Here is a 20,750-nt window from a genome sequence, read left to right on the forward strand (position 1 = left end):
GGTGATCAGGCGACGTCCGGGCGCTCCAGGAAGGGGAGTAGGGCTGCCAGGAGGGCGTCGGGGGCTTCTTCGGCGGGGAAGTGGCCGCAGTGGGGGATTTGCAGGCCGGTGACCTCGGTGGCCGCGGCGCGCATGGTGGCGGCGACGCGGTCGCCGGAGCATTCGGCGCCGCCGATGGCCAGGACGGGGAGGGTCAGTTGGCGGGTTCGGCGGTGGGCGTTCTGGTGCATGGTGGCGTCGAGGGCTCGGTAGAAGTCGAAGCTGGCGCGGAGGGCGTCGGGGTCGGCGGCGAGGGTGTCGATGTAGTGGCGGACGGCGTGGTCGGGGAGGGCGGTGGGGGTGGCGGCTTTGTGGCGGAACTGGTAGCCGAAGAAGATGCCCTCGCGGCCGCGGACGAGCTCTTCGTTCACCGTCGACAATCTGTTGAATGCGAAGTGCCACAACAGATCATTGAAATGGTTCTCGCCCATCAGCGGCGGTGAGGGGAGCAGGCCGGGGAGGGCGGCCTCGAGCACGGCCAGCCGGTCGACGCGTTCGGGGTGATCGGCGGCCAGCGCGTAGCCGATCCACATGCCGACGTCGTGTCCGACGACCGCGAACCGGTCGTGCCCGAGCGCGCTCATCAACCGCACCAGGTCGGCGGCCAGCGTCCCGGTGTCGTATCCGCCGAATGGCTTGTCGGACAACCCGACTCCGCGCGGATCCACCGCGACGACCCGGTAGTTCCGCGCCAGCGTCGGCATGATCAGCCGCCAGGCGTACCAGGTCTGCGGCCACCCGCCGATCAGCAGCAGCGGAGTGCCCTCGCCACCCACGACGGCGTGCAGCCGCAACTCGCCGATATCGACGAAGCGACTGCCGAACACGTCCGCGAAACCGTCGGGGAGATGCGGTGAATCGGTCACAGACCCTGTGCCGGTGGGGATTTCGAAGATCTCGGCAGCGGTACTCATGGGGAATCCTCTCGCGATCCGTGCTCGGGTACGTACCCACGCTAAACCATGTTGGAACGATCAGTCAAAGATAGTTGGAATATTCATTCCAAGATGCGGGTAGGATCACATCGACCCTGTTCGAGCATTTGGAGGCGCCATGTCCGGCCGCAAACAGTTCGACGTCGACACCGCCCTCGACCAGGCGATGCGCACCTTCTGGGAATACGGCTACGCCCACACCAGCGTCGACCAGCTCGCCACCGCCACCGGCCTCGGCCGCGGCTCCCTGTACGGCACCTTCGGCGGCAAGGACGCCCTGTTCCTCCAGGCCCTGAACCACTACGCGACCACCTACGGCGACCGGCAACAACAAGCCCTCGACGCCCACCCCCACGACCCCGTATCCGCCCTCCGCGCCTTCTACGACGTAACCCTCACCCGCATCGCCGACCCCACCGTCCCCGACGGCTGCCTGATCACCGAATCAGCCTCCGCCGCAACCGCATTACCCCCCGAAACTCGGACCCGAGTGCACACCCTCCTGCAACTCCAACAAGCCCGAATCCATGAGGTATTAGCCGCAGCCGCCGCCCCGAATGCCGACAACCTGTCCCTCTTCCTGATCGCAGTGAACCAATCCCTCGCCGTAATGCACCGCGCCGGAACACCACCCCCCGACCTCCGCGCCATCACCGAAGCCGCCTGCGCCGCACTGGCTGACGCGCTCGCCGCCGAATGAGCGGCGGCCTGTCGCAAGTGATCCGTCTGCTCGCCATGGGTGATCGGGCTGCTCGCCATGGGTGATCGGGCTGCTCGCCGACGCATCGCCGTTTGCCGAGGGGGCGAGCCGTTTGCGTTGTGTCGGCTGACGCATTTCGCGACTGGGTAGGCCGCAGTCTCGTGTTCTGCCCACGGTGTCCATACGATCGGGGTGTGCACTGGGTGAGTCGCCGAATATGTTGTAGTGCAACATATCTTGGATACTTATTCCCGATTGTGGCCCGGACCATCGGTGATGGTCCGGGCCCTTGTGGGTGCTCTCGAAATCGGCCTTGCCTGCGGTGCGGGCCGCCCGATGTTCGGGGGTCCGTATCTCGGTGGCCGGAGATGCGACCACGGTGGGTGAACTATCGAATCCCTTCGAACTGGTTGCAGTACAACCAGTTTCGTGACAGCATGTCGGGTTCGTGCCGATATTTCGGCGGGACCGTGGGGATGGTCATGCGGACTGGTCCGGCGGATCGTCCGATGACTTCGGATCAGCGGTGCCGTCGCTGTTGTCGGATTGATCGTCGGAAGAGTTGTGCCCGTTGATCTTCCACGGTCGAATACGGACCGCGATGTCGATCGAGCGTATGGCGCGGAGTCGGGTGAGTATTCGTGCTATGGCGTCTTTCTCTGAGTTGACCAGCACAAACGCGGCGAGTTGCATGGTCGACCAGTGTGTGGCGTCATGGACCGCGTGCCATTGTGCGGTGTGCGCGGCCGCGAAATTCGCTGCCAGAGCCACGATGACGCTCACTGCCAGGCGGGTGGTCCATGGGGCGCGGTCCGCGAACAGTCTGCGGATCCAGTGGTGGAAGTTGTTCATGCGCTCACTCGCTCTCGGGTAGTGCGGCTGGACGGCCCGAGCGACTGCCAATGGGAAGGCAGGGTGTCGAGAGGTCGAGTGCGAGTGAAGCTGGCTGCGAGTGACGCGCAGAGCGCAGTCGTATTCATTTGAAATTCTTTCCAATCGAGATGATGTTGAGAAAAAGCTTGGGACGCAACAGATATGCGTGTCCCTACGTGCGCACGGAGCGGTTTCGGCGGTATCGATCCCGCACGTCGAGTGCGTGGGATCGTGGCGGGCTGCCGCTGCGGACACTTCCGCAGCGGCAGCCGTCAGCCACTGCTGCCAGGTGGGCAGCAGTTCGACTCCGTGTGTGGGTAGCCCCGAGTCGGGCTTGGACGAGCTTCTTCGATAACATCACCTCGCCTAGTGGATCATTCGGTGACACAGGGCAATGCGGCCTCACTTTCGTTTCCAGACTGGGTGAGGCCGTACCTGTATCTGTGGTTATTGCATCCCGCTATCGAGCGGGAAGTGGGTATTCGGCGATGCGGGAGTGCGTCGAGGGTGCCGCCCCGTACATTGCCAGGGATGTTGTCAGTGCTGCTGTAAGCGCCGAGGGGGCAGGTCTGTCGAAGTGTGGACCTCTGTGTAGTGCACCTCTTGAACGACCATGTGGATCATGTTGGGCCGCTTGTGTTGTGCGGCCCTCAGCCCGGTCGGCGCTTGCTGCATGGGGTCATCGTAGCCCCGGATCCAGTCTAGGCAAACCGCACCTCGGCTGGTTGCTGGATCTGAGCAAAGCATTGTGTCGGATACTGGTGAGTACAGGTTTGGGTATCGGCAGGTGACGTTCCATGGCAGGGCGTAAATTGCTCTGGATCAAGATGTTTCGCGATCGCTCGCTACGGCGATATCCAGACCGGATGTTGTCAATATAGAGGCATGAAGTGGCATAGTGCCACTATGGATACGGCTGGCGACTGGGCACGTTTGGCTGGTTACGTAGGGGCTCGCAGGATGCAGCTGGGCATGTCGACCCGCGAGGCCTTAGCGGAGTCCACGGGCCTGAGCATCCGAGTGCTAGGCGATGTGGAGCGAGCCGCGCGCAAGGTGAGCGATCGCACGCTGCATCGTCTCGAGCAAGGGCTGCTGTGGAAGTCGGGTTCGGCGCGAGCGATCCTCACCGGTGGTGAGCCGGTCTCGACGCTCGAACCCTCCTACGGCGAACAAGCGGTTCCCGCTGACGAGCAGTCGCTTCCCGCGTTGTGGATGCACGCGCTGAGTGACGCCTACGCGATCGCGGGAGAGCTTGCGAGGCCGGGCAGCATGGATCAGGGTAGCCGTCTTGCCCAGGCGCTCAACGAGATCGGCAAGGCGCTGATCGTGTACTCGACGGCGGGCGTCTCGCCGTCCGAGCCCGCCGCGACGCGTGTCGCGCAGCCGAAGGGTATGAATCCGACCGTGCTGAGGATCGCGCTCGGACGGTATATGCGGAAGCTGCGTGAAGAGCGACTGCTGACCCCCGAAGACGTCGCGGGCCGGCTCGGATGTACGAGTTCGGATATCAAGTCTTTCGAACTCGGCCGCACGGCTTTCGGCGAGGGGAGATTGCAGGGTTTGCTGATGCTCTACGGTGTGGATGATCCCGCTATTCGCCGTCAATGCCTCTCGCTGGCGCGTAAGGCGGGTTTTTCCGGCTGGTGGACCGGTTACGAAGACGTGCTGCCGGATTGGTTCCGGGACTATCTCCACTTCGAGCGAAACGCCGATGCCATCAGAACCTATGAGGCGCAGTTCATTCCGGGTCTGTTGCAGACCGAGGACTACGCTCGCGCGGTCATCGGCACCGTCCCCGGCGATGTCGGCAGCCTCGAGCGCAAGGTGCGGCTTCGCAAAGGTCGCCAGTACATTCTCACCGATCCGCTGGGGCCGAGATTGTGGGCGGTGATAGACGAGTTCGCTCTCGATCGTGGGCCCGCGGACCCGAAGATCATGCGCGATCAGATTGCGTATTTGATCGAGAAGAGCCGCCTGAGCAGCGTCACCATTCAGGTCCTCCCGCGATCCCAGTCGCGAATTATCCCGCCGGGGCCGTTCAGTCTCCTCAGATTCAGCGATAAGGACAAGCCGGATATCGTTTATCTGGAACAACATACGAGTGCGTTGTACATAGACAGTGAGAAGGATGTCGACGTCTATTCCGAACTCATGGAGATGATCTGTTTCACCGCACTGACTCCCGACGAATCGGTTGTGCGCCTGGAGCATTGGCTGGATATGTTGCCGCGCTGACGATCCCGGCCGCGCCTCACCTCGTGAATTCGGCGAGCACCCCGCTGTACTGCTTGGCCGGCGGCGCGGCGAACTCACCCCGGCCGGACTTACGCAGCCCCAACGTGACCAGCGCCTGCACCATGACGGTCCCCGCGGCCACACCATCGATCACCGGCACCCCGGTCTCGGCAGTCAGATATTCACAAAGGTCCGCCATGCCCGCGCACCCCAGCACGATCGCGTCGGACCCGTCGCGGGCCAGCGCGGCGTGGCACTCCTCGGCAATAACGTTGCGCGCCTTGGGATCATCCAGTTCCAGAACCGGGATGTCGGTGGCGTGGACGCCGCGGCAGGAGCGGCTCATGCCGTAGCGTTCGGCCAGGTCCAGGGCGTGCGGTGCGGTGCGTTCGAGGGTGGTGACGATGCTGAATCCGCGGCCGAGCAGGCTGGCGGTGTGCATGGCGGCCTCGGCGATACCGAGGACGGGGCCGCTCGCCAGTTCCCGCGCGGCGTAGAGGCCGGGGTCGCCGAAACACGCGATGACGTAGCCGTCGACCCCGTCGGCCTCGCCCTTGACGATCTCGGCCAGCAATCCGGGCACGGCCAGCGCGTCGTCGTAGTGACTCTCGATCGACGCGGGCCCCATGGTGTTGGTGACTGCCTCCACCACGGTGCCCGGACCGGCGACGGCCCGGGCGCACCGCTCGATCGCCGCGGTCATCGATGCCGTCGTATTCGGATTGATGACACGGATCTTCATCGTCTCAACTCTCTTGTGGCACAGCCACTTCCGAGGACCGCAGGGTCAGCAGCCGATAGATCAGCAGCCCCAGGGCGCATCCGATGAACCAGCTGTACTGAGCCGCGGTGTACATACCCGTGAGATGCCCGGCGGTCAGCACCGGAAACATCGCGGCCGCCGCGGCGATCACCGTCGCGATGATCGCGGCCGGGTGATACCCCTTGCGATACCAGTAGGTGCCTTCCGGCGACATCGTGAACAGATCGTCCACCACGATGCGCTGCTTGCGCACCAGGAAATAGTCCGCGATCAGCACGCCGAACAGCGGCCCGATGAACGCGCCCAGCGTCTCCAGCGTGTAATGGATCACGTCGGGGCTGTTGTACAGGTTCCACGGCGTGATCAGCAGCGATCCGACCGCGGCGATCATCCCGCCGGCCCGCCAGCTGATCCGGCTCGGCGCGACATTGGAGAAGTCGAAGGCCGGTGCCACGAAATTGGCGACGATATTGATGCCGATGGTGGCCACGGTGAAGGTCAGCGCGCCGAGCACGATGGCCGTGGTGCTGTCGATGCGGGCCACGGTCTGCACCGGATCGGTGATCAACTGCCCGAACACCGGCACCGTCAGCGACGCGGTCACCACCACCAGCAGCGAAAACACCAGGAAATTGACCGGCAGCCCGAGCAGATTGCCGCGCCGCACCGCGCCGAAACTCTTTGCGTAACGGGAGAAGTCGCCGAAGTTCAGCATCGGACCGGAGAAATACGAGACGACCAACGCGATCGCCCCCAGCATCACCGTGAACGCGGACCAACCGTGGTGGCTGACCGTGCCCAGATTCAGATCGATACGACTCCAACCGCCCTTGGCGATCAGATATCCGCACAGCACGAACATCACGAGATACACTGCGGGACCGCAGAAGTCGATGAATCTGCGGATCGCGTCCATACCCCGCCAGAACACGCACGCCTGCAACACCCACAGCACCAGATAACTCGCCCACCCCAATGCCGAGAGCCCCAGAAATCCGTAGTCCTTCACCTCGGCGTACGGCGCGAGTCCCGGAAACAGCTTGAGCAACACCACATCCAGCGCGGCCGAGGCGAGATAGGTCTGGATCCCGTACCACGCGACCGCGATCAACCCGCGAATGACGGCGGGCACATTCGCGCCGAACACCCCGAATGCGCTGCGGCACACCACCGGATACGGAACACCGGCGCGCTGACTGGGTTTGGCGATCAGATTGCACAGCAGATACACGATGCCGATTCCGACGACGAGCGCCACCAGCACCTGCCAACTCGCCAGCCCGAGCGCGAAAAGGCTACCGGCGGTGACATATCCGCCGACGCTGTGCACGTCGGACATCCAGAAGGCGAAGATATTGTAGGTGCTCCACGTCTGCTCGGACAGTGGAGTCAGATCCGCGTTGGCCAGGCGCGGACTGTAGCCCGGCTCGTCGTCGGCGGTCGTCGATATCTGTTGCGGCGGTACGGTTTCGGTCATCTCACGCGTCCGATCTAGCAAATCCCGGAAAGAGAACGGGATGGTGATCTGTGACGCTAGTGCGGCAGTATTGCCTGCGTGTTGCAGGAGGAATATATCTTTTCGTGCGGCTCCGCGGTTCGGACTCACGGCTCCGGATCGATGAACAGCCCCGCGTCGGTGGGTAGTTGCGCCACAACATGATTCAGTCTGGTGTGGTGGAGTTCGGCGGCCGCGAGCAGTGCTCGCGCGTCACCGGCGCGGAAGGCCGCCAGCATCCGGCCGTGATCGGCGTGCAACTCCACGCGGTGCCGGGCATCGACGTGCACCATCGACTGTACGGGCTCGGTGATGTTCCAGGCCGATTCCAGCATGTGGACCAGTCGCGCCATCCCCGACGGACGAGTCAGCGCCAGATGGAACGTGCGGCTCTCACGATGGAAGGCGCTCGAATCATCCTCGCGCACAGCCTGTTCCATGCGCGCATGGGCCGCGGCCGCCAGGTCGTGATCCTCGGGTGTGGCCACCGCGACCGCGGCGTCCAGCGCCACCCACTCCAGCCGTTCCCGCACGATGTACAGCTCGCGCAGTTCGGCGGCGGTCAACTGGGTCACCCGGTAACCCAGGTTGGCCCGATGCTCCACCAGTCCCTCGCCGATCAGCGTTTGCAGCGACTCCCGTAACGGGATCACACTGACCGCGAACCGGTCCGCCAACTCGCGCAGCGGCAACCCCGCGCCCGGCGGCACATTGCCGTCCAGGATCAGCCGCCGCAGTTCGTCCAGGATCTCCCGCTGCGAGTAACCGCGGCCGGGATCGTGCGGCGGGGTGAGCTCGGGAAGCCGAGGCAGGCGCGGACGCGAAGGCATCCGGCAACCGTAACCGGACGTCACCGATGTGGCACGGGTCCGGCCGCATCGGGCATCATGTGACCCAGAATTCGCTGATCGTATTTCCGGGAGGATTCGGATGTCCTCGGGCCGCCGCCTCGATCCCCGGCGCACGCCGCGGCAGGTGCGCGCGGAGTTGACCCGGGAACGCATTCTCGCCGCCGCGGTCGAGGTCTTCGGCGAGTACGGTTATGCCGCCGGGACCACGAACCGCATCGCCGAACGTGCCGAGATCTCGATCGGCTCGCTGTACCAGTACTTTCCGAACAAGGACTCGATCCTCGCCGAACTGCTGGTGCGGCACGTCGATCGCGGTGAGTGGGCCGCGGCCGAGCAGATGGATATGTTGCCCGGGAGTCTCGAGGCGCTGGTGCGGGCGCTGGTCCGCGACGCCGTCGACAGCCACCGCGACGACCCGCGCCTGCTGCGGATCATGATCGAGCAGGCCCCGATGTCGCGGCATCTGCTCGACACCATCGACCGGCACGGAACCGTGCGCGTCGGTCAGGTGCGCGATCTGCTGGCCCGGCATCCGGATGTGCACGTCCGCGACCTCGATATCGCCGCGGAGCTGATCGTGTTCACCGTGGAGATCAACACGCACAAGCTGATGGCCGATCCGCGCACCACCACGATCGAGGCGGTGGAGAACGAACTGGTCGATATGGTGACCCGGTATCTGCGCGGAGATCGCTAGCGGCGCAACGGTTTTCGTCAGCCGACGCGGATCGACACCTCGGTGCCGCCCTTGTAGGGCACCTGAACCGAGACGAACCCGTTGGCCGGATCCCGCACCCACGACACGTACTCGGCGTAATCGCCGCGCATCACCCCGACGTTGTCCGTGATCACCACCGCCCCCGTGCGCAGGCGGGGCGCGATGAGGCGCAAGACGTCCAGGGCCGCGTCCGGGAAGCCGTCATTGAGCATGAGATCCACAGGTTCTTCGAGGTCACGCAGCGTTTCCAACGCATCCCCGGTACGAATCTCGACCTGATCCGCCAACCCCGCCGCCCGCACATTCGCGCGCGCCCGTTCGGCCTTCGCGGCCACCATCTCGGTACCGATCACCGTCCCACCTCCGTTGTCCCGCACCGCCGCCGCCAACCAGATCGTCGAAACCCCGAACGACGTCCCGAACTCCACCACACGCCGCGCCCGCACCGCCCTGGCCTGCGCATAACAGAAAGCGGCCTGTTCCCGCCCCAACGCCAGATACGCATCCTCGAACCGCTCGGGCGCATCCGCATCCGCCCGCCGCGGCCGCCCGAGCACGAGCGCGGGCAGATCCCGCGCAAGCCGCCCCAACATCCGCGGCAACTGCCGGTCATTCCCCGAATGCAACCGCCGCACCACCCCCGCGGCCCGCCCGTCCAACAGCACAAAAGGATCACGTTTGCTCATGCCCTCAATTGTGAATAATTCTGCGCCCCAACGAAACTCGCTTTCCATCAGCCGCCGCGCCGAGTACCCCGCATCCGCAACGCATCGCCCAACCTGCAAAAACAACCTCGCCGGCCCGGCGTGCACTCTCCGTCCTGAGCCAGCTGCTCACATTTCACGAACGCTTCGGACCGCGTCCAAGCTCGAGACGACCCGCCAGCGGTCATCGACACCGCGACCCTCGCGCTACCTGCGAAATAGACCCGCCCGAGGAGCAGTTGCAGCGCTGCGGAGCGGATCGAGTTCGGTGCGACCAGCTGGTGACTCGGGTCGATGGGGAGTTCGGTGTCCACGAGGTGGAGCAGGGTGACGGCGTCGATCACGTAGCGAGCCATGGGGTTCAGCCTAAACGGCTCGAAGGTTCGCTCGGTCGACGCCGCTCTGCTCACAGGTCGAGTGCGCGGGTGCGGGTGGGCGGTGGGCCGACCACCACGACGTCCAGATTCGCGGCGTTGGCGGCCAGGCGCTGCTGGAACAGTTCGGGGCTGAGCAGGCCCTCGGTGTAGGTGTGCAGGTCGGTGCGGTCGCCGGTGACCTCGAAGAACGGTTCGAAGATGTCGCTGGTGAGCATGCCGAGCAGGCGGGTGCCGTGTTGTTCGATGGCGAAGGTGTGGATCGTTCCGGCGGGGGCGTGGACGAAGTCGCCGGGGGTCAGTAGGACCTCTTCTCCGTTGGCGTACAACCAGATTCGGCCGGACATACAGAAGAAGTTCTCGGTGTGGTGCTGGTGGAAGTGCCGGATGAAATACGGCTGGGGTGCGGCGGCGGACAGGACCGAGAAGTACCGGCCGCCGGTGTTGCGCCCGCGGACGTCGAACGACTGGATGGCGTCGGGCCAGTCCAATCGTTCGCCGCTCAGGGCTCGCAGGAAGTACGGTTCGACGCCGTCGGGGAGCGCGTCGTCCCAGTCGTCGGTCGCGGCGGCGAAGGGTTCGTCGGTGTGGCGGCGCGCGCCGCGGGGGAGCAGCAGTTGCTCGGCGGCCTGCGCGCGTTCGGTGTACATGTGGGCTTCGACGCGGGCCTGGGCCAGCGCGTCGTCGTCGAGCAGGACGTCGAGCGCACCACCGGGAGCCGAGAAGAACAGCATCCGGCTACCGTGCCCGAGGATGCGGTACGCGACCGGGACACCGGGCGGAACGTGAATCGAATCCCCTTGCGCCAGAACGTGACTCCGGCCGGGCAACCAGAACTGCACACTGCCGTCGAAGACGTAGTAGGTGCGCTGATGCGCGGCCAGGCTGTGGAACGGCGCGCCCGCCCCGCGTGGCCCCAGGATGAACGCGGCGTCGAACAGTCCGCCGGTGTCGGCCGGTCGCGCGATCACCGTCCAGAGCTGTCCGTCGATCTCGTAACGTTGCCCCTCGCCGCTGGCCAGATAGTAGGGCGCGGGCTCGCCCGGCAACGCGTTGAGCAGCGGGCGGGTGCGGTGCATCGCCTCGAGGTCGATGACCGTCATGGTGTGTGTCCTTCCGATAGGTGGCGCACGAAGAAGTCGCCGATGTCGTCGAAACCGAAGGTGGTGGGCTGATCGCGGAGGCCGGCGCGCCGGACCCGAGCCGCGGCCCGGCCCTCGCGTTGCAGCCGGCCGTCGTCCATCACGTCGGTGAGACCGGCCTCCATCCGCCCGCCCGGATTCAGGAATCCGTGCTTGTAGTCCTCGACCAGGTACAGGGTGCTCTCGACACCGGCGGCGATCAGCGCGGCGTGCAGCCGCTCGCTCTCCTCGTGTGCGATGACGGGATCGCTTGTGCCGTGCGAGATTTGGAACGGCGGCGCGGCGGCCGCGACCTGATGCAACGGGCTGGCGGCGAGTGCGATCGCCTGCCGCTGTTCGGGAGGTCCGCCGAGAAACGCGGCCTCGTGGCTGGGTCTGCCGTCGGGCAGCAGGGCCCGCGCCATGGTCAGATCGGTCGGACCGTACGACTCGGCGACCGCGGTGACCTGGGCGTCACCGGATTCGGCCTCACCGTCGAGCCGTTCGAGATGTCCGGTGAGCCCGGCCAGCGCGGCCAGATGCCCGCCCGCCGAGGACCCCCACAGCCCGATCCGATCGGACCGCAGATTCCAGGTGTCGGCCTGGGCGCGCAGATACCGGATCGCCGATCGCACGTCGTGCAGCTGCGCGGGAAATACGGCCTGACCGCTGAGCCGATACTCGATCGAGGCCATCGCGATACCGCGTGCGACGAAGAATCGGGCCGGGTCGGGCAGCAGCGTCCGATCGCCGGTGAACCACGCGCCGCCGTGCAACCAGATCACGACCGGCGTCGGCGCACTGGTTGCGGTCGGGGCGTAGAGGTCGAGAAGCAGTGTGCCGGTAGCCCTCTCGGCATACGGCAGATCCCGTGTGACGGATACCGAATTATTTTGCACACCTTCGATTTTCCGGACTTCCGGTACCGAGGACCAGCGGGAAGTTCCGAAGCATCATTCGGCAAAGCCGGATGATCGCGCGACCCGCACGGCCAACTTGGTGAAGCGCCGCAGCGCGGGCGTCGACTGCTGCACGCCGACGCACAGATGCGTCGGCCGCTCGTCCAGATCGGAGATGGGCACGAACCGCACGCCCGGCCGCTGATAGATGTGACTGCCGTGCGCCCCGGCGATATTCACCCCGATCCCCGCCGCGCACAGCTCCAGCACCTCGTCGAAGTTGTGCGCGATCGGCAGGGTGCGTGGGGCGTCCCGCAGCGCATCCCCGAGCCAGCGATCCGAGGTCCGCGCATCACTCACCGTGACGAAGGTCTGATCGACCAGCTCGGCGACCGTGACCGCCTCCCGCGAGGCCAGCGGATGCCCGTCCGCGACGATCAGCACACACGAATCGGTCCACAGCGGCGTCGCGCGGATCGCCTCCGGAACCGCGCCGTCGTCCGGAATCAGCGCACAGTCGACGGTCCGATCGAGCAACGCCCGGTATGGATCCGAAAACCCCAATTGCTTGACCTGCCACTGTATTTCGGGCATCTCCGCACGCGCCGCGGTCAATATGGCCCGAGACTGCGGACTGAAAACCGCCACCCCGACCCGCAATTCGGCCCCTTGATCCGACCGCGCCCACCCGACCACCTCGTCCACCGCACGAACCGCGTTCCGCGCCAACGGAATCAGCTGCTTCCCATCACCACTGAGACTCACACTCCGAGAGGTCCGCACGAACAACGTCCGCCCCAACCGCCGCTCCAACGTCGCCACATGCTCACTCAACGACGAAGGACTCACATTGAGCCGCTCCGCGGCCCGCCCGAAATGCAATTCCTCGGCAACGGCCAGAAAGCTGCGAAGATGCGCGACGGTCACGTCCACACCCCGAGCCTAATCCGTGTCTTTCGCGCCGAGTCAACGCCTCGAGGTCAACGCGGCGTGCAGGTCCGCTACTGCGGGTGTTCGGGGCGGATGCGTAGCTGCTTCAGTTCTGGGACGGCCCGGCCGATAGTGATGAAATCGGTGTCGTTGTGGACGACGATCGCGTTGTGCCGCATTGCGGTGGCGGCGATCTGGACATCCGTAGTCTGGGCTCCCCGGCCGGCGCCAATCGACCACAGGGCGGATCTGATATCGGCCACGATGGCCTCGACCTCGACTCCGGCCGTGAGCCAGCGGAACGATCTACCGTACAACTCGGTGACAACCGCTAGGTCGGCCTTGTTCCGCGCACTGTAGCGGGCTTCGTCCATGGTTACTGTGCAGGCGCACAGCGATCCGCTCACAGCCAACTGTCTGATCGCGTGCTTGATCGTCGAGCTGTTCCAGAAGTGCGACATCACCGAGTTGTCGAGCAGGTAGAGACTCGGCTGATCGTTCGGAGCGGTCACCGCTCGTTCGGCGCGATGTCAGCGAGCTCTTCCGGCGTCAGGAACGGATTGTGGTCCATCCGTTCCAGCCGGGAGAGAGCTTCGCGCTGACGGTAACCTTGCACGAGTTCCGACATGGCCAAGTTGATCACGGCCTTCTTCGTCCCGAGCCCAGTCAGCCGCATCGCCTCGGCCAGCACCTCTTCGGGAATCTCTACGGTTGTCGCCATCCCACCTCCTGTATTACGAATCTGTAATATTTATAATACGCTAGAAACGTAATATGTGGGGATGTGAGCCGGGGCTCGCGGGCCAGGGTGCTGGTCATGCCCGCCGCGGTGCTCGGCCGGCGTCGCTGGCCCGCGAACCGAACGTCTCGGTGCCGCACCCTGCATCGCGCATTCGCCCAGCTCGAGGAGTCGGTCGCGGCCTACATCCGCCGCCGACGTCTCGAACAGGCCCGCCTCGACCTGACCACATCCCGCGGCCGCCCGAACGTCGCGGAGGTCGGCGCGCGCTGGCATTTCGCGGACAGCAGCCACTTCATCCGTGCGTTCAAGAAACAATACGGTGAAACACCGGCCCAATTCGCGCGACGCAACTGACGCGACGAACGAGGAATCCGGTGATCATTTCCGGAGCATCCGACATTTCTGCCGGATTCCGGGCCGGAAACCTCGGAAAGCGTTGTGACCAGGCTGTTTATGTTCACATCCGGATATATCCGTTCTCTCGAACGGTATCCGTTTCTACCGTTGAACGCATGGGGAGACATATCTCGGGAGACGGAAAAATGATCACAAAATTCGGAATTCGGCCCATCACACGGATTCTCGGGGGAACCGCGATCGCCACGGCACTGCTCTTCGGCGCACTACCCGAAGCCGCCGCGGCCACCCCCGCCCCACCCGTGGTCCCCGCCCGCGCCGTCCACACACCGGTGCACGACGGCTACTGGTGGTGCAACTGGTACTACTCGAGCGGAGCCTGCGGCCACTGGCAATGGATCTGGCAGTACCAGTGGCGATGCACCCAGTACTACTGGGACGGCACCTGCCGCCTCTGGCGAGACGTCCCGTACTGAGCCGCCATCCACGGATACCCGGCGTGCACCGGCGCCGGGTATCCGTGCGCAATGTCCGGTATTCGAAAGTCGTTGTCCAGCAACCGATGCAGTTGCCGGAGCCGCGGAGATGTCAACGGGCGCGACGACACGCATCGATGATGACGCCGGTAGCCGCGTGCCCCTCGGGCGTGGGCATCAGCGCGTAGTTGTGCACCAAGCCGCGGCCTTCGTGGTAATCGACATCGACACCTTCCGTTCGCGCACGGGCGACCAACGTCCGCGCGTCGGCCAACGCCATCTCCCTGGTTCCGCAGAACACCGTCAATGGCGGTAGCCCGGCCACCAGCCCGAACAACGGGCTCACCCGCGGATCACGGGTATCCAACTCGTCGGCGTAGAGCCTGCCGATCTCGACCAATCCCGGACGCTGGTGGAACGGGTCCACCTCGGCCAACGCCCCCAACCCCGGATCCGACAGACTCAGATCCAGCCACGGCGAGATCAGCACGACCCGCGCCGGTAGCGGTTCGCCCCGCGACAGCAACGCCTGCGTCGCGGCCAGCGCCAGCCCCGCCCCGGCCGAATTACCCATGACGACGGTCTTCTCCGCACCACGCCGCTCGATCGTGCGGGCCAGCACCTCCGCTGCGGTAGCGACCATTTCGATCGCGTGCGCGTGCGGGACCAGCGGATACACCGGCATCACACATTCGGCCGGTACCGAGATGTTGAGCGTGCGAACGAAACTCCAATGCGGCCGCTTGACCTCACCGATGAAACCCCCACCGTGCATGAAAACCACCGTGGCATCCGCCGCCACGGCATTCGGGGTCACCCGATACACCGGCCACGAACCCACGTCCTCACACATCACCGACGCTGCCTTGTGGACGAAACCCGGAACCCTCACGGGCTTCGCCTTCCGATCTCGCTTCACCAGTGCGGCATGCACCCCCTCGGCGCTGCCGAGCATCCGCCGCTGACCGCCCGCCCGCAACAGCGCGACCACCGCTCGCATCCGAAGTCCGGGCCGGGCCCGGCGATCATCCGCAGTGTCCGGGCGGATCTCGGTCATGGTGCGTCCCTTCGTATTTCACCGCGAACCTGATGTCGCGTCCCGGTCTCAACCGTGCCCCGCGAACTCCGCCGGTTCCATCCACGCGGCGGTGTTCGCACGAATCCGATGTCCGCTATCGTCCGATCGGTGAATTCCGTTGAACTCGACGATCTGGACAGGAAGATCACCCACGCCCTCCAGATCGACGGGCGGGTGTCGTTCGCACTGGTCGCCGAGGTGCTCGGAGTCTCCGATCAGACCGTGGCCCGGCGATACCACCGCCTGCGATCCGCGGGCATCCTGCGGGTCGTCGGCCTGCCGGACACCGCGGGGCTGGTGCTGTGGTTGCTGCGCCTGCAATGTGTCCCCGAGGCTGCGGCGACGTTGGCGGCTGGGCTGGCACAGCGGCCCGACACCTCCTGGGTCAGCCTGACCTCGGCCGGCACCGAAATAGTGTGCTTCGCCAGGGCGTCGGGGCACCGGCGGCAGGATTCGGCCCTGCTGGGGCGCTTGCCCCGAGTGGCGCAGGTGAAGGCGGTGTCGGCCTACTGCGTGCTGCGCACCTACTTCGGCGGGGCCACCGGGTGGGGCCCGCGCGCCAGCGCACTCGACGCCACGCAGATCGGTCGATTGCGTCCCGACCGTCCAACCACCGCCGCATCGCACCCGCCACCCGACGATATCGACCGGGCGTTGTTCGCGGCGCTGGCGATCGATGGGCGCAGCAGCTTGCGGGTACTGGCCGAGGCCACCGGATTGTCGACCTCCGCGGTGCAGCGCCGCCTGGAGAATCTCCGCGCGGCGAAGGCACTGTATTTCGATGTCGACATCGACACGGCCGCACTCGGATACCCGACCCAGGCCATGCTGTGGCTATCGGTGCCGCCATCCGAGTTGGCAAGTGTGGGAACGGAATTGGCCGAACACGAGGAGGTCGCCTTCGCCGCGGCGACCACCGGCGCGACCAATCTCGCCGCGATCGTCGGCTGCCGCGACATCGACGATCTCTACCATTACATCGAGGCGCGATTGGGTACCATCCCGGCCGTGCGGCATCTGGAGACCGCGCCGATCTTCCACCAGTACAAACGAGCGGGGAACGTGCCCGGCACTTCGCGTTAGCTGTCGGTCGTCTCGGCGAGGGCGGATTGCGCGCTCGCCGAGACGTACACCCAAGCCCGGCCGCCGGAACGCAACGGTGCCATGGTGCGGACGTAGTCGTCGACCTCGTAGTCGTCGGCGGCCCGCAGATCCGCGTCGTCGAGCGTGAAAACCGTTCCGGCAATGCCCTTTTCAACATCTGCGGGCAGTAGGACCGGATGGACGGCCGAACCGCTGGCCGCGAGAACCTCGGGGTCGGTGATGGTGACTTCGCCGAGTTCGTAGCCGGTGATCTCGTCGGGGCGGCCGTCGAGTTCGTGCCCGAAGACGCTGCGCTGCACTTCGGGCTGACGCAGGGTTCCGTAGGAGAACAACAGGTGCGTGGTCATGGGTTCATCCGATCACATCGTGAATCCGGCTGCGCGGCTCGGGGATTCGTGGGCGAGGGTCAGCGGCCGGTGGCGCCGTCGATGAGTTCGCGCAGGATGTCGGCGTGACCGGCGTGGCGGCCGGTCTCCTCGATCATGTGGGTGAGGGCCCAGCGGATGCTGGGAGCCGAATCTCCCGGTCGTGGAACCGGTGCGTCGAGGTCGGTGCATCGGTCGAGAACGTCGTTTGCGCGCTGGACTGTGTGCCGGTACCTGTGGACGACGTCGGCGACGCTGTCCTCGGGTGCGGCCCGGAACGTCGCCTGCCAGTCGATGACGTTGTCTCCCAGGAAGATTGCGCGTTCGACGAATGTGAGGTGATGCAGCAGTCCGAGCAGATTCGTCCCCGATGGCACCGCGGCTGTGCGGACCTGTGGCTCGGGCGCGCCGTCGACTTTCCCGGCGATCGAGGTCCGCAGGTAGTCGAGAAAACCGCGCAGGACCTCGGTTTCGCTGCTTCCGGTTCGTGGCGGTGGGGTGTCGCGACGGGCGGTCGTGGGCATCGGGGTCTCCTTCGAAATCGGTTCGGGCAGTGTCGGTTCAGGCCGCGCGGCGGATCAGCAGGATGTGATCGGTGACCTCGGCGGTCTGCCCGCCCGGACCGGTCGCGATGCGGCGCGGCGTATCGGCCCGCTCGACCGTCCACCGCGCCGGATCCAGTGCGAGACCGTCGGCGACCTCGCCCGGACTCGGATACCGGACGTCCGGATCCTGAATCCACGACCACGGCGCGGTCGAACCGTGGTCGACGATCAGCAGCCGCCCACCCGGCCGCAGCGCGTGCGCGGCCTCGCGCAGCACGATCGCCCGGTCCAGATCGAACGGTGTGTGCAGGTAGTGGGCGGAGATCAGATCGAACGCGCCCTGTGGGAAGGACTCGCGCAGATCGTGCTGCTCGGCGGTGATCCGGTCGCCCAGATCATGCGAAAGTGCAAGGGCCGCAAGCCGATCGACCGCCACCCTCGAAATATCTATGGCCGTGACCCGCCACCCCTGACGCGCCAGCCACAGCGTGTCACCGCCTTCACCGCAGCCGATGTCCAACGCGTCTCCGGGCGGCAGCGGGGTGACGATTTCGGTGAGACGGTCGTTCGGTCGCGGGGCGGTCGCCGTCGGCCGGTTCGCGTACACGTCGTTCCAGAACGTGACCGCATCGGTGGTGTTCATCCGGGCTCCTTCAAGTCGTGATGCGGCCAGTGTCACCACCCCCGCCACCGTCTGGCACGAAAATTTGCGGTTCTGGCAAGATGGTCGCGTGGATCGCGGAACCGAGGATGTGCTCGACGCGGTAGGCCCGCGGCTGCGTGCGCTGCGTCGCGACCGCGGCATCACGCTGGCGGATCTCGCTGCCACGACCGGGGTTTCGGAGAGCACCCTGTCCCGCCTCGAGAGCGGGCAGCGCCGGGCGACCCTGGAATTGCTGCTGCCGCTGGCCCGCACCTACAACGTGCCGCTGGACGATCTCGTCGGCGCGCCACGCACCGGCGACCCCCGAATCCATCTGAAACCGATCCGGCGATTCGGGATGACCTTCATCCCGCTGTCTCGGCGACCGGGCGGAATCCAAGCGTTCAAGATGATCATCCCCAACCGGCCGGAACCGCTCGAACCGACGCCGCAGACGCACGACGGTTTCGAATGGCTGTACGTGCTGAACGGTCGGCTACGGCTCGTACTCGGCGAGCGCGACCTGGTACTTCCGCCCGGTGAGGCCGCCGAATTCGACACCTCGCTGCCGCACTGGCTGGGTAGTGCCGACGGTGAGGCGGTCGAGTTGCTGATCCTGTTCGGCGTGCAGGGGATGCGCGCGCATGTGCGTGCCGAACCGCATCGGTAGCGAGTTGTGCTCGGCGTGCGTTCGCCGGACGGTTGATCTTAATCAATATTGATTACGGTGCGTCCGGGGCGCACGGTGTGTACATGGACCTCGTCTCGCAATTCGAACTCCAGGCGAAAGCCTGCGACAAACTCGGCTCCCCGCTCTACGGTTCGCTGCTGCGCGAGATCGCCCGCGATATCGCCGAACACGGGCCGTGCGCGGAAATCCTGGCGGGATACGAGGACATCGGCTTCGACGCCGCCCTGCCGCTGCGACTGCTGGCAGGCGTGCACGCGCTCGTATTATCCGGCGGCGCAACCGATCTCGCGCCTTTCTATCCGAGCTCCGGTGCTACTGTGCGTCCGAGCGATCCGGCGGAGGCATGGATTCCGTTCCGGCAGACCGTGATCGACAATCCGGGGTGGATTCGCGACTGGCTCACCCGACCCCCGCAGACCAACGAGGTCGGCCGAGCGGTACCACTGCTGGCCGGACTGCTCGCGGCGGTCGACGCCTACCCGCTGCCGGTGCGACTCCTCGAGCTCGGCGCCAGCGGGGGATTGAACCTGCGGGCCGACCATTTCCGTTGGGAGAGTGGAGATATCGGCTGGGGACCGCAGGATTCACCGGTCTGCCTCACCGACGCCTGGCGGGGCGAGGTGCCCGAGTGGCTGACCGGTGCGGTGCGACGAAATCCACACCTCACCGTCGTCGAACGCCGTGGTTGCGATCCGACACCGCTGGATCCGTTGTCGCCGCGCGATTCCCTCGCCCTGCGCTCCTACGTCTGGCCGGATCAGCTGGCGCGCGCGGCCCGGCTCGACGGCGCGCTGCGGTTGGCGGAGAAGATCCCCGTCGACATCACCGTGACCGGTGCCCGAAACTTCCTCGCCGACACCGAATTACAGCCCGGAAGCCTCACGGTCGTCTGGCATTCGGTGATGCGCCAATACGTCGATCCGGCCGAATGGCATTCCGTCACAACGGAATTGGATCGTCTCGCCGCAGCCTCGGGCCCGGATACCGGATTCGCCTGTGTCGCTTTCGAACCCCAGAACTCCTCCGATGATCGCCACGGTTTCCGCCTCACCGTCCGCATCGGCGCGAACGAGCCGGTCATCCTGGCTCGCGCCATGCCGCACGGCCTCCCGGCCTTCGAATGGGCCCCCGACCTGGAGCTACGGAATAGGTAGCTGTGCCCGACCCGCAACAAGCCTTACCGAACGGAAACATTCATTACAATGACGACCGCCCGTGCGGAGCGGTCGGCCATCCGCCCAGCTCTTCGCCACGGTGACCAGCGTCATTGCCTCATATCGTCAGCTCATCAGCAAGAGATAGGGGAACACCACACGATGAAACGCGTATTCCTGGGTGCAGTCGCCGCCGCATTGCTCGGTTCCGGCGTCGCCGTCGCAGCCCCCGCCAACGCCGATGCCGGTCCGTGCCTGCTCGGATCGTCCAACGTCGGCCCGCGGACCTGCAACAAGACGGACTTCAACCTCAGCCCCGTCCTGACCCTGGGCAACGGCATGTGCCCTGGCATGCTCGCAGCGGGCGGCAACTCCTTCGACGGCCCCCTCGCCAAATACACCGAAGCGGAAGGCGCCAGCCATTCGGTCCTGGTCCGCGTCTCCCAGGGCCTGTCGAGCGAATGGGGCCCCCAACTCCTGGCCTGCGACGTCACCGCGGTCCTGGACTGGCACAACCTCGACACCAACGCCTCCGGCACGGTAGCCCGCTTCGTCCCCGCCAGCCAACGCAACAGCGTGACGATCCTGGTAGCCAACACCGGCCGCGGCCGAGTCCACGCGACCCTCCGCACGGATCACCCGAACGTCCCGGCGTCGATCGACGTCGTCGTACCGTAGTTCGCGGCGAAGCGGCCGTGACGGGATTCCGTCACGGCCGCTTCGCTGTCGAAACTCGGTTGCCGTATCCGTTTGCCGAGGAAACCGCCACGACCCATGCAGTGATTCACGATTCGGGTGATGGTCGGGTAAGTGGTCATGCGCTCGAGTTCATCGGTGGTGAAAGGTGGTGTGTGCGTGTGTGATTCGGTCGGTTGTCCAGGGTGAAGATTCTGATTTCACATCGCTGTGGCGGTGTTCGGGGGGTGATTTTCGGGATAGAATTCGAACATGGATTCGA

The 20,750-nt window shown here is 65.6% G+C and carries 25 protein-coding genes; 9 read left to right on the plus strand and 16 right to left on the minus strand.

The features are described from left to right. Window positions 1-5: 5 nt before the first annotated feature. Window positions 6-953, minus strand: a complete 948-nt coding sequence (locus tag NRB20_RS35995) for an alpha/beta fold hydrolase (RefSeq protein WP_153415897.1) — start codon at window positions 951-953, stop codon at window positions 6-8. A 139-nt stretch (window positions 954-1,092) separates the two neighbouring features. Between NRB20_RS35995 and NRB20_RS36000 the strand changes: the two genes are divergently transcribed. Continuing rightward, complete coding sequence (locus NRB20_RS36000; RefSeq protein WP_153415898.1) at window positions 1,093-1,674, plus strand: TetR/AcrR family transcriptional regulator; 582 nt, start codon at window positions 1,093-1,095, stop codon at window positions 1,672-1,674. A 480-nt stretch (window positions 1,675-2,154) separates the two neighbouring features. Here NRB20_RS36000 and NRB20_RS36005 read toward each other — a convergent pair whose 3' ends face one another. Continuing rightward, window positions 2,155-2,457 carry a hypothetical protein gene (locus tag NRB20_RS36005; protein WP_153415899.1) on the minus strand — a complete coding sequence of 101 codons (303 nt, stop codon included), beginning with the start codon at window positions 2,455-2,457 and terminating at the stop codon, window positions 2,155-2,157. 996 nt (window positions 2,458-3,453) lie between these two features. Here NRB20_RS36005 and NRB20_RS36010 point away from each other — a divergent pair. Then, the gene (locus NRB20_RS36010) at window positions 3,454-4,782 is read left to right on the plus strand and encodes a Scr1 family TA system antitoxin-like transcriptional regulator (protein WP_194290135.1); all 1,329 of its coding nucleotides are present in this window, start codon (window positions 3,454-3,456) and stop codon (window positions 4,780-4,782) included. Between the two features lie 16 nt (window positions 4,783-4,798). On the opposite strand, the gene NRB20_RS36015 is transcribed toward NRB20_RS36010, so the two are convergent. From NRB20_RS36015 to NRB20_RS36025, 3 genes are all read right to left on the minus strand, one after another. Beyond that, window positions 4,799-5,524, minus strand: coding sequence for an aspartate/glutamate racemase family protein (locus NRB20_RS36015; protein ID WP_153415901.1), 726 nt, complete (start codon window positions 5,522-5,524; stop codon window positions 4,799-4,801). Between the two features lie 4 nt (window positions 5,525-5,528). Beyond that, complete coding sequence (locus tag NRB20_RS36020; protein WP_153415902.1) at window positions 5,529-7,022, minus strand: NCS1 family nucleobase:cation symporter-1; 1,494 nt, start codon at window positions 7,020-7,022, stop codon at window positions 5,529-5,531. A 125-nt stretch (window positions 7,023-7,147) separates the two neighbouring features. Continuing rightward, window positions 7,148-7,870: a GntR family transcriptional regulator gene (locus NRB20_RS36025; RefSeq protein ID WP_153415903.1), complete on the minus strand. Its 723-nt coding sequence runs from the start codon at window positions 7,868-7,870 to the stop codon at window positions 7,148-7,150. Between the two features lie 100 nt (window positions 7,871-7,970). On the opposite strand from NRB20_RS36025, the gene NRB20_RS36030 reads away from it, so the two are divergent. Next, on the plus strand, window positions 7,971-8,588 hold the full coding sequence (locus tag NRB20_RS36030) for a TetR/AcrR family transcriptional regulator (protein WP_153415904.1): 618 nt from the start codon (window positions 7,971-7,973) through the stop codon (window positions 8,586-8,588). Between the two features lie 17 nt (window positions 8,589-8,605). On the opposite strand, the gene NRB20_RS36035 is transcribed toward NRB20_RS36030, so the two are convergent. The 7 genes from NRB20_RS36035 to NRB20_RS36065 form a co-directional block, all read right to left on the minus strand. After that, entirely contained in the window at window positions 8,606-9,295 is a 690-nt protein-coding gene (locus NRB20_RS36035) for an O-methyltransferase (protein WP_153415905.1), read from the minus strand. A 47-nt stretch (window positions 9,296-9,342) separates the two neighbouring features. Further along, window positions 9,343-9,669 carry a hypothetical protein gene (locus tag NRB20_RS36040; protein ID WP_153415906.1) on the minus strand — a complete coding sequence of 109 codons (327 nt, stop codon included), beginning with the start codon at window positions 9,667-9,669 and terminating at the stop codon, window positions 9,343-9,345. 50 nt (window positions 9,670-9,719) lie between these two features. After that, window positions 9,720-10,790, minus strand: coding sequence for a quercetin 2,3-dioxygenase (locus tag NRB20_RS36045; RefSeq protein WP_153415907.1), 1,071 nt, complete (start codon window positions 10,788-10,790; stop codon window positions 9,720-9,722). Continuing rightward, window positions 10,787-11,707 (minus strand): alpha/beta hydrolase, encoded by a 921-nt coding sequence (locus NRB20_RS36050; protein ID WP_319945845.1) that lies wholly within the window; start codon window positions 11,705-11,707, stop codon window positions 10,787-10,789. The genes NRB20_RS36045 and NRB20_RS36050 overlap by 4 nt, the downstream gene beginning before the upstream one ends. Window positions 11,708-11,761: 54 nt before the next feature. Continuing rightward, the gene (locus NRB20_RS36055; RefSeq protein ID WP_153415908.1) at window positions 11,762-12,640 is read right to left on the minus strand and encodes a LysR substrate-binding domain-containing protein; all 879 of its coding nucleotides are present in this window, start codon (window positions 12,638-12,640) and stop codon (window positions 11,762-11,764) included. 68 nt (window positions 12,641-12,708) lie between these two features. Continuing rightward, on the minus strand, window positions 12,709-13,149 hold the full coding sequence (locus tag NRB20_RS36060; RefSeq protein WP_153415909.1) for a PIN domain-containing protein: 441 nt from the start codon (window positions 13,147-13,149) through the stop codon (window positions 12,709-12,711). Continuing rightward, the gene (locus tag NRB20_RS36065) at window positions 13,146-13,358 is read right to left on the minus strand and encodes a type II toxin-antitoxin system VapB family antitoxin (protein ID WP_153415910.1); all 213 of its coding nucleotides are present in this window, start codon (window positions 13,356-13,358) and stop codon (window positions 13,146-13,148) included. The genes NRB20_RS36060 and NRB20_RS36065 overlap by 4 nt, the downstream gene beginning before the upstream one ends. A 63-nt stretch (window positions 13,359-13,421) precedes the next feature. Here NRB20_RS36065 and NRB20_RS36070 point away from each other — a divergent pair, with 63 nt between their 5' ends. Further along, window positions 13,422-13,733, plus strand: a complete 312-nt coding sequence (locus tag NRB20_RS36070; protein ID WP_319945846.1) for a helix-turn-helix transcriptional regulator — start codon at window positions 13,422-13,424, stop codon at window positions 13,731-13,733. 188 nt (window positions 13,734-13,921) lie between these two features. Beyond that, window positions 13,922-14,212: a hypothetical protein gene (locus tag NRB20_RS36075; RefSeq protein WP_153415911.1), complete on the plus strand. Its 291-nt coding sequence runs from the start codon at window positions 13,922-13,924 to the stop codon at window positions 14,210-14,212. A 112-nt stretch (window positions 14,213-14,324) separates the two neighbouring features. Here the strand turns inward: NRB20_RS36075 and NRB20_RS36080 are convergent, their stop codons facing one another. Next, complete coding sequence (locus NRB20_RS36080) at window positions 14,325-15,269, minus strand: alpha/beta hydrolase fold domain-containing protein (protein WP_153415912.1); 945 nt, start codon at window positions 15,267-15,269, stop codon at window positions 14,325-14,327. A gap of 129 nt (window positions 15,270-15,398) precedes the next feature. On the opposite strand from NRB20_RS36080, the gene NRB20_RS36085 reads away from it, so the two are divergent. Beyond that, entirely contained in the window at window positions 15,399-16,373 is a 975-nt protein-coding gene (locus tag NRB20_RS36085; RefSeq protein ID WP_319945847.1) for an Lrp/AsnC family transcriptional regulator, read from the plus strand. Here the strand turns inward: NRB20_RS36085 and NRB20_RS36090 are convergent. Genes NRB20_RS36090 through NRB20_RS36100 form a run of 3 tightly spaced genes read right to left on the minus strand, consistent with a single transcriptional unit; the run spans window position 16,370 to window position 17,947 of the window. Then, window positions 16,370-16,741: a gamma-glutamylcyclotransferase family protein gene (locus tag NRB20_RS36090; RefSeq protein WP_153415914.1), complete on the minus strand. Its 372-nt coding sequence runs from the start codon at window positions 16,739-16,741 to the stop codon at window positions 16,370-16,372. The genes NRB20_RS36085 and NRB20_RS36090 overlap by 4 nt on opposite strands. A gap of 59 nt (window positions 16,742-16,800) precedes the next feature. Beyond that, window positions 16,801-17,283: a DinB family protein gene (locus NRB20_RS36095; protein ID WP_153415915.1), complete on the minus strand. Its 483-nt coding sequence runs from the start codon at window positions 17,281-17,283 to the stop codon at window positions 16,801-16,803. 37 nt (window positions 17,284-17,320) lie between these two features. Further along, on the minus strand, window positions 17,321-17,947 hold the full coding sequence (locus NRB20_RS36100) for a class I SAM-dependent methyltransferase (protein WP_153415916.1): 627 nt from the start codon (window positions 17,945-17,947) through the stop codon (window positions 17,321-17,323). A gap of 88 nt (window positions 17,948-18,035) precedes the next feature. Here NRB20_RS36100 and NRB20_RS36105 point away from each other — a divergent pair, with 88 nt between their 5' ends. The 3 genes from NRB20_RS36105 to NRB20_RS36115 all read left to right on the plus strand — a co-directional run bounded on the left by NRB20_RS36105 (window position 18,036) and on the right by NRB20_RS36115 (window position 20,470). Next, complete coding sequence (locus NRB20_RS36105) at window positions 18,036-18,617, plus strand: helix-turn-helix domain-containing protein (RefSeq protein ID WP_319945848.1); 582 nt, start codon at window positions 18,036-18,038, stop codon at window positions 18,615-18,617. Window positions 18,618-18,700: 83 nt separating this feature from the next. Beyond that, window positions 18,701-19,792: a DUF2332 domain-containing protein gene (locus NRB20_RS36110; protein ID WP_153415918.1), complete on the plus strand. Its 1,092-nt coding sequence runs from the start codon at window positions 18,701-18,703 to the stop codon at window positions 19,790-19,792. Window positions 19,793-19,954: 162 nt separating this feature from the next. Continuing rightward, entirely contained in the window at window positions 19,955-20,470 is a 516-nt protein-coding gene (locus NRB20_RS36115) for a hypothetical protein (protein ID WP_227834204.1), read from the plus strand. Window positions 20,471-20,750: the final 280 nt, after the last annotated feature.

This window comes from Nocardia macrotermitis (assembly GCF_009604405.1).
Classification (GTDB): domain Bacteria; phylum Actinomycetota; class Actinomycetes; order Mycobacteriales; family Mycobacteriaceae; genus Nocardia; species Nocardia macrotermitis.

What these genes read in the sequence shown, in the direction of transcription:
- NRB20_RS36020 (WP_153415902.1), bottom strand. Translation starts at nt 7,022, where the DNA reads ATGACCGAAACCGTACCGCCGCAACAGATATCGACGACCGCCGACGAC.
- NRB20_RS36080 (WP_153415912.1), bottom strand. Translation starts at nt 15,269, where the DNA reads ATGACCGAGATCCGCCCGGACACTGCGGATGATCGCCGGGCCCGGCCC.
- NRB20_RS36090 (WP_153415914.1), bottom strand. Translation starts at nt 16,741, where the DNA reads ATGACCACGCACCTGTTGTTCTCCTACGGAACCCTGCGTCAGCCCGAA.
- NRB20_RS36065 (WP_153415910.1), bottom strand. Translation starts at nt 13,358, where the DNA reads ATGGCGACAACCGTAGAGATTCCCGAAGAGGTGCTGGCCGAGGCGATG.
- NRB20_RS36010 (WP_194290135.1), top strand. Translation starts at nt 3,454, where the DNA reads ATGGATACGGCTGGCGACTGGGCACGTTTGGCTGGTTACGTAGGGGCT.
- NRB20_RS36110 (WP_153415918.1), top strand. Translation starts at nt 18,701, where the DNA reads ATGGACCTCGTCTCGCAATTCGAACTCCAGGCGAAAGCCTGCGACAAA.
- NRB20_RS36075 (WP_153415911.1), top strand. Translation starts at nt 13,922, where the DNA reads ATGATCACAAAATTCGGAATTCGGCCCATCACACGGATTCTCGGGGGA.
- NRB20_RS36100 (WP_153415916.1), bottom strand. Translation starts at nt 17,947, where the DNA reads ATGAACACCACCGATGCGGTCACGTTCTGGAACGACGTGTACGCGAAC.
- NRB20_RS35995 (WP_153415897.1), bottom strand. Translation starts at nt 953, where the DNA reads ATGAGTACCGCTGCCGAGATCTTCGAAATCCCCACCGGCACAGGGTCT.
- NRB20_RS36115 (WP_227834204.1), top strand. Translation starts at nt 19,955, where the DNA reads ATGAAACGCGTATTCCTGGGTGCAGTCGCCGCCGCATTGCTCGGTTCC.
- NRB20_RS36000 (WP_153415898.1), top strand. Translation starts at nt 1,093, where the DNA reads ATGTCCGGCCGCAAACAGTTCGACGTCGACACCGCCCTCGACCAGGCG.
- NRB20_RS36025 (WP_153415903.1), bottom strand. Translation starts at nt 7,870, where the DNA reads ATGCCTTCGCGTCCGCGCCTGCCTCGGCTTCCCGAGCTCACCCCGCCG.
- NRB20_RS36040 (WP_153415906.1), bottom strand. Translation starts at nt 9,669, where the DNA reads ATGGCTCGCTACGTGATCGACGCCGTCACCCTGCTCCACCTCGTGGAC.
- NRB20_RS36035 (WP_153415905.1), bottom strand. Translation starts at nt 9,295, where the DNA reads ATGAGCAAACGTGATCCTTTTGTGCTGTTGGACGGGCGGGCCGCGGGG.
- NRB20_RS36015 (WP_153415901.1), bottom strand. Translation starts at nt 5,524, where the DNA reads ATGAAGATCCGTGTCATCAATCCGAATACGACGGCATCGATGACCGCG.
- NRB20_RS36095 (WP_153415915.1), bottom strand. Translation starts at nt 17,283, where the DNA reads ATGCCCACGACCGCCCGTCGCGACACCCCACCGCCACGAACCGGAAGC.
- NRB20_RS36045 (WP_153415907.1), bottom strand. Translation starts at nt 10,790, where the DNA reads ATGACGGTCATCGACCTCGAGGCGATGCACCGCACCCGCCCGCTGCTC.
- NRB20_RS36030 (WP_153415904.1), top strand. Translation starts at nt 7,971, where the DNA reads ATGTCCTCGGGCCGCCGCCTCGATCCCCGGCGCACGCCGCGGCAGGTG.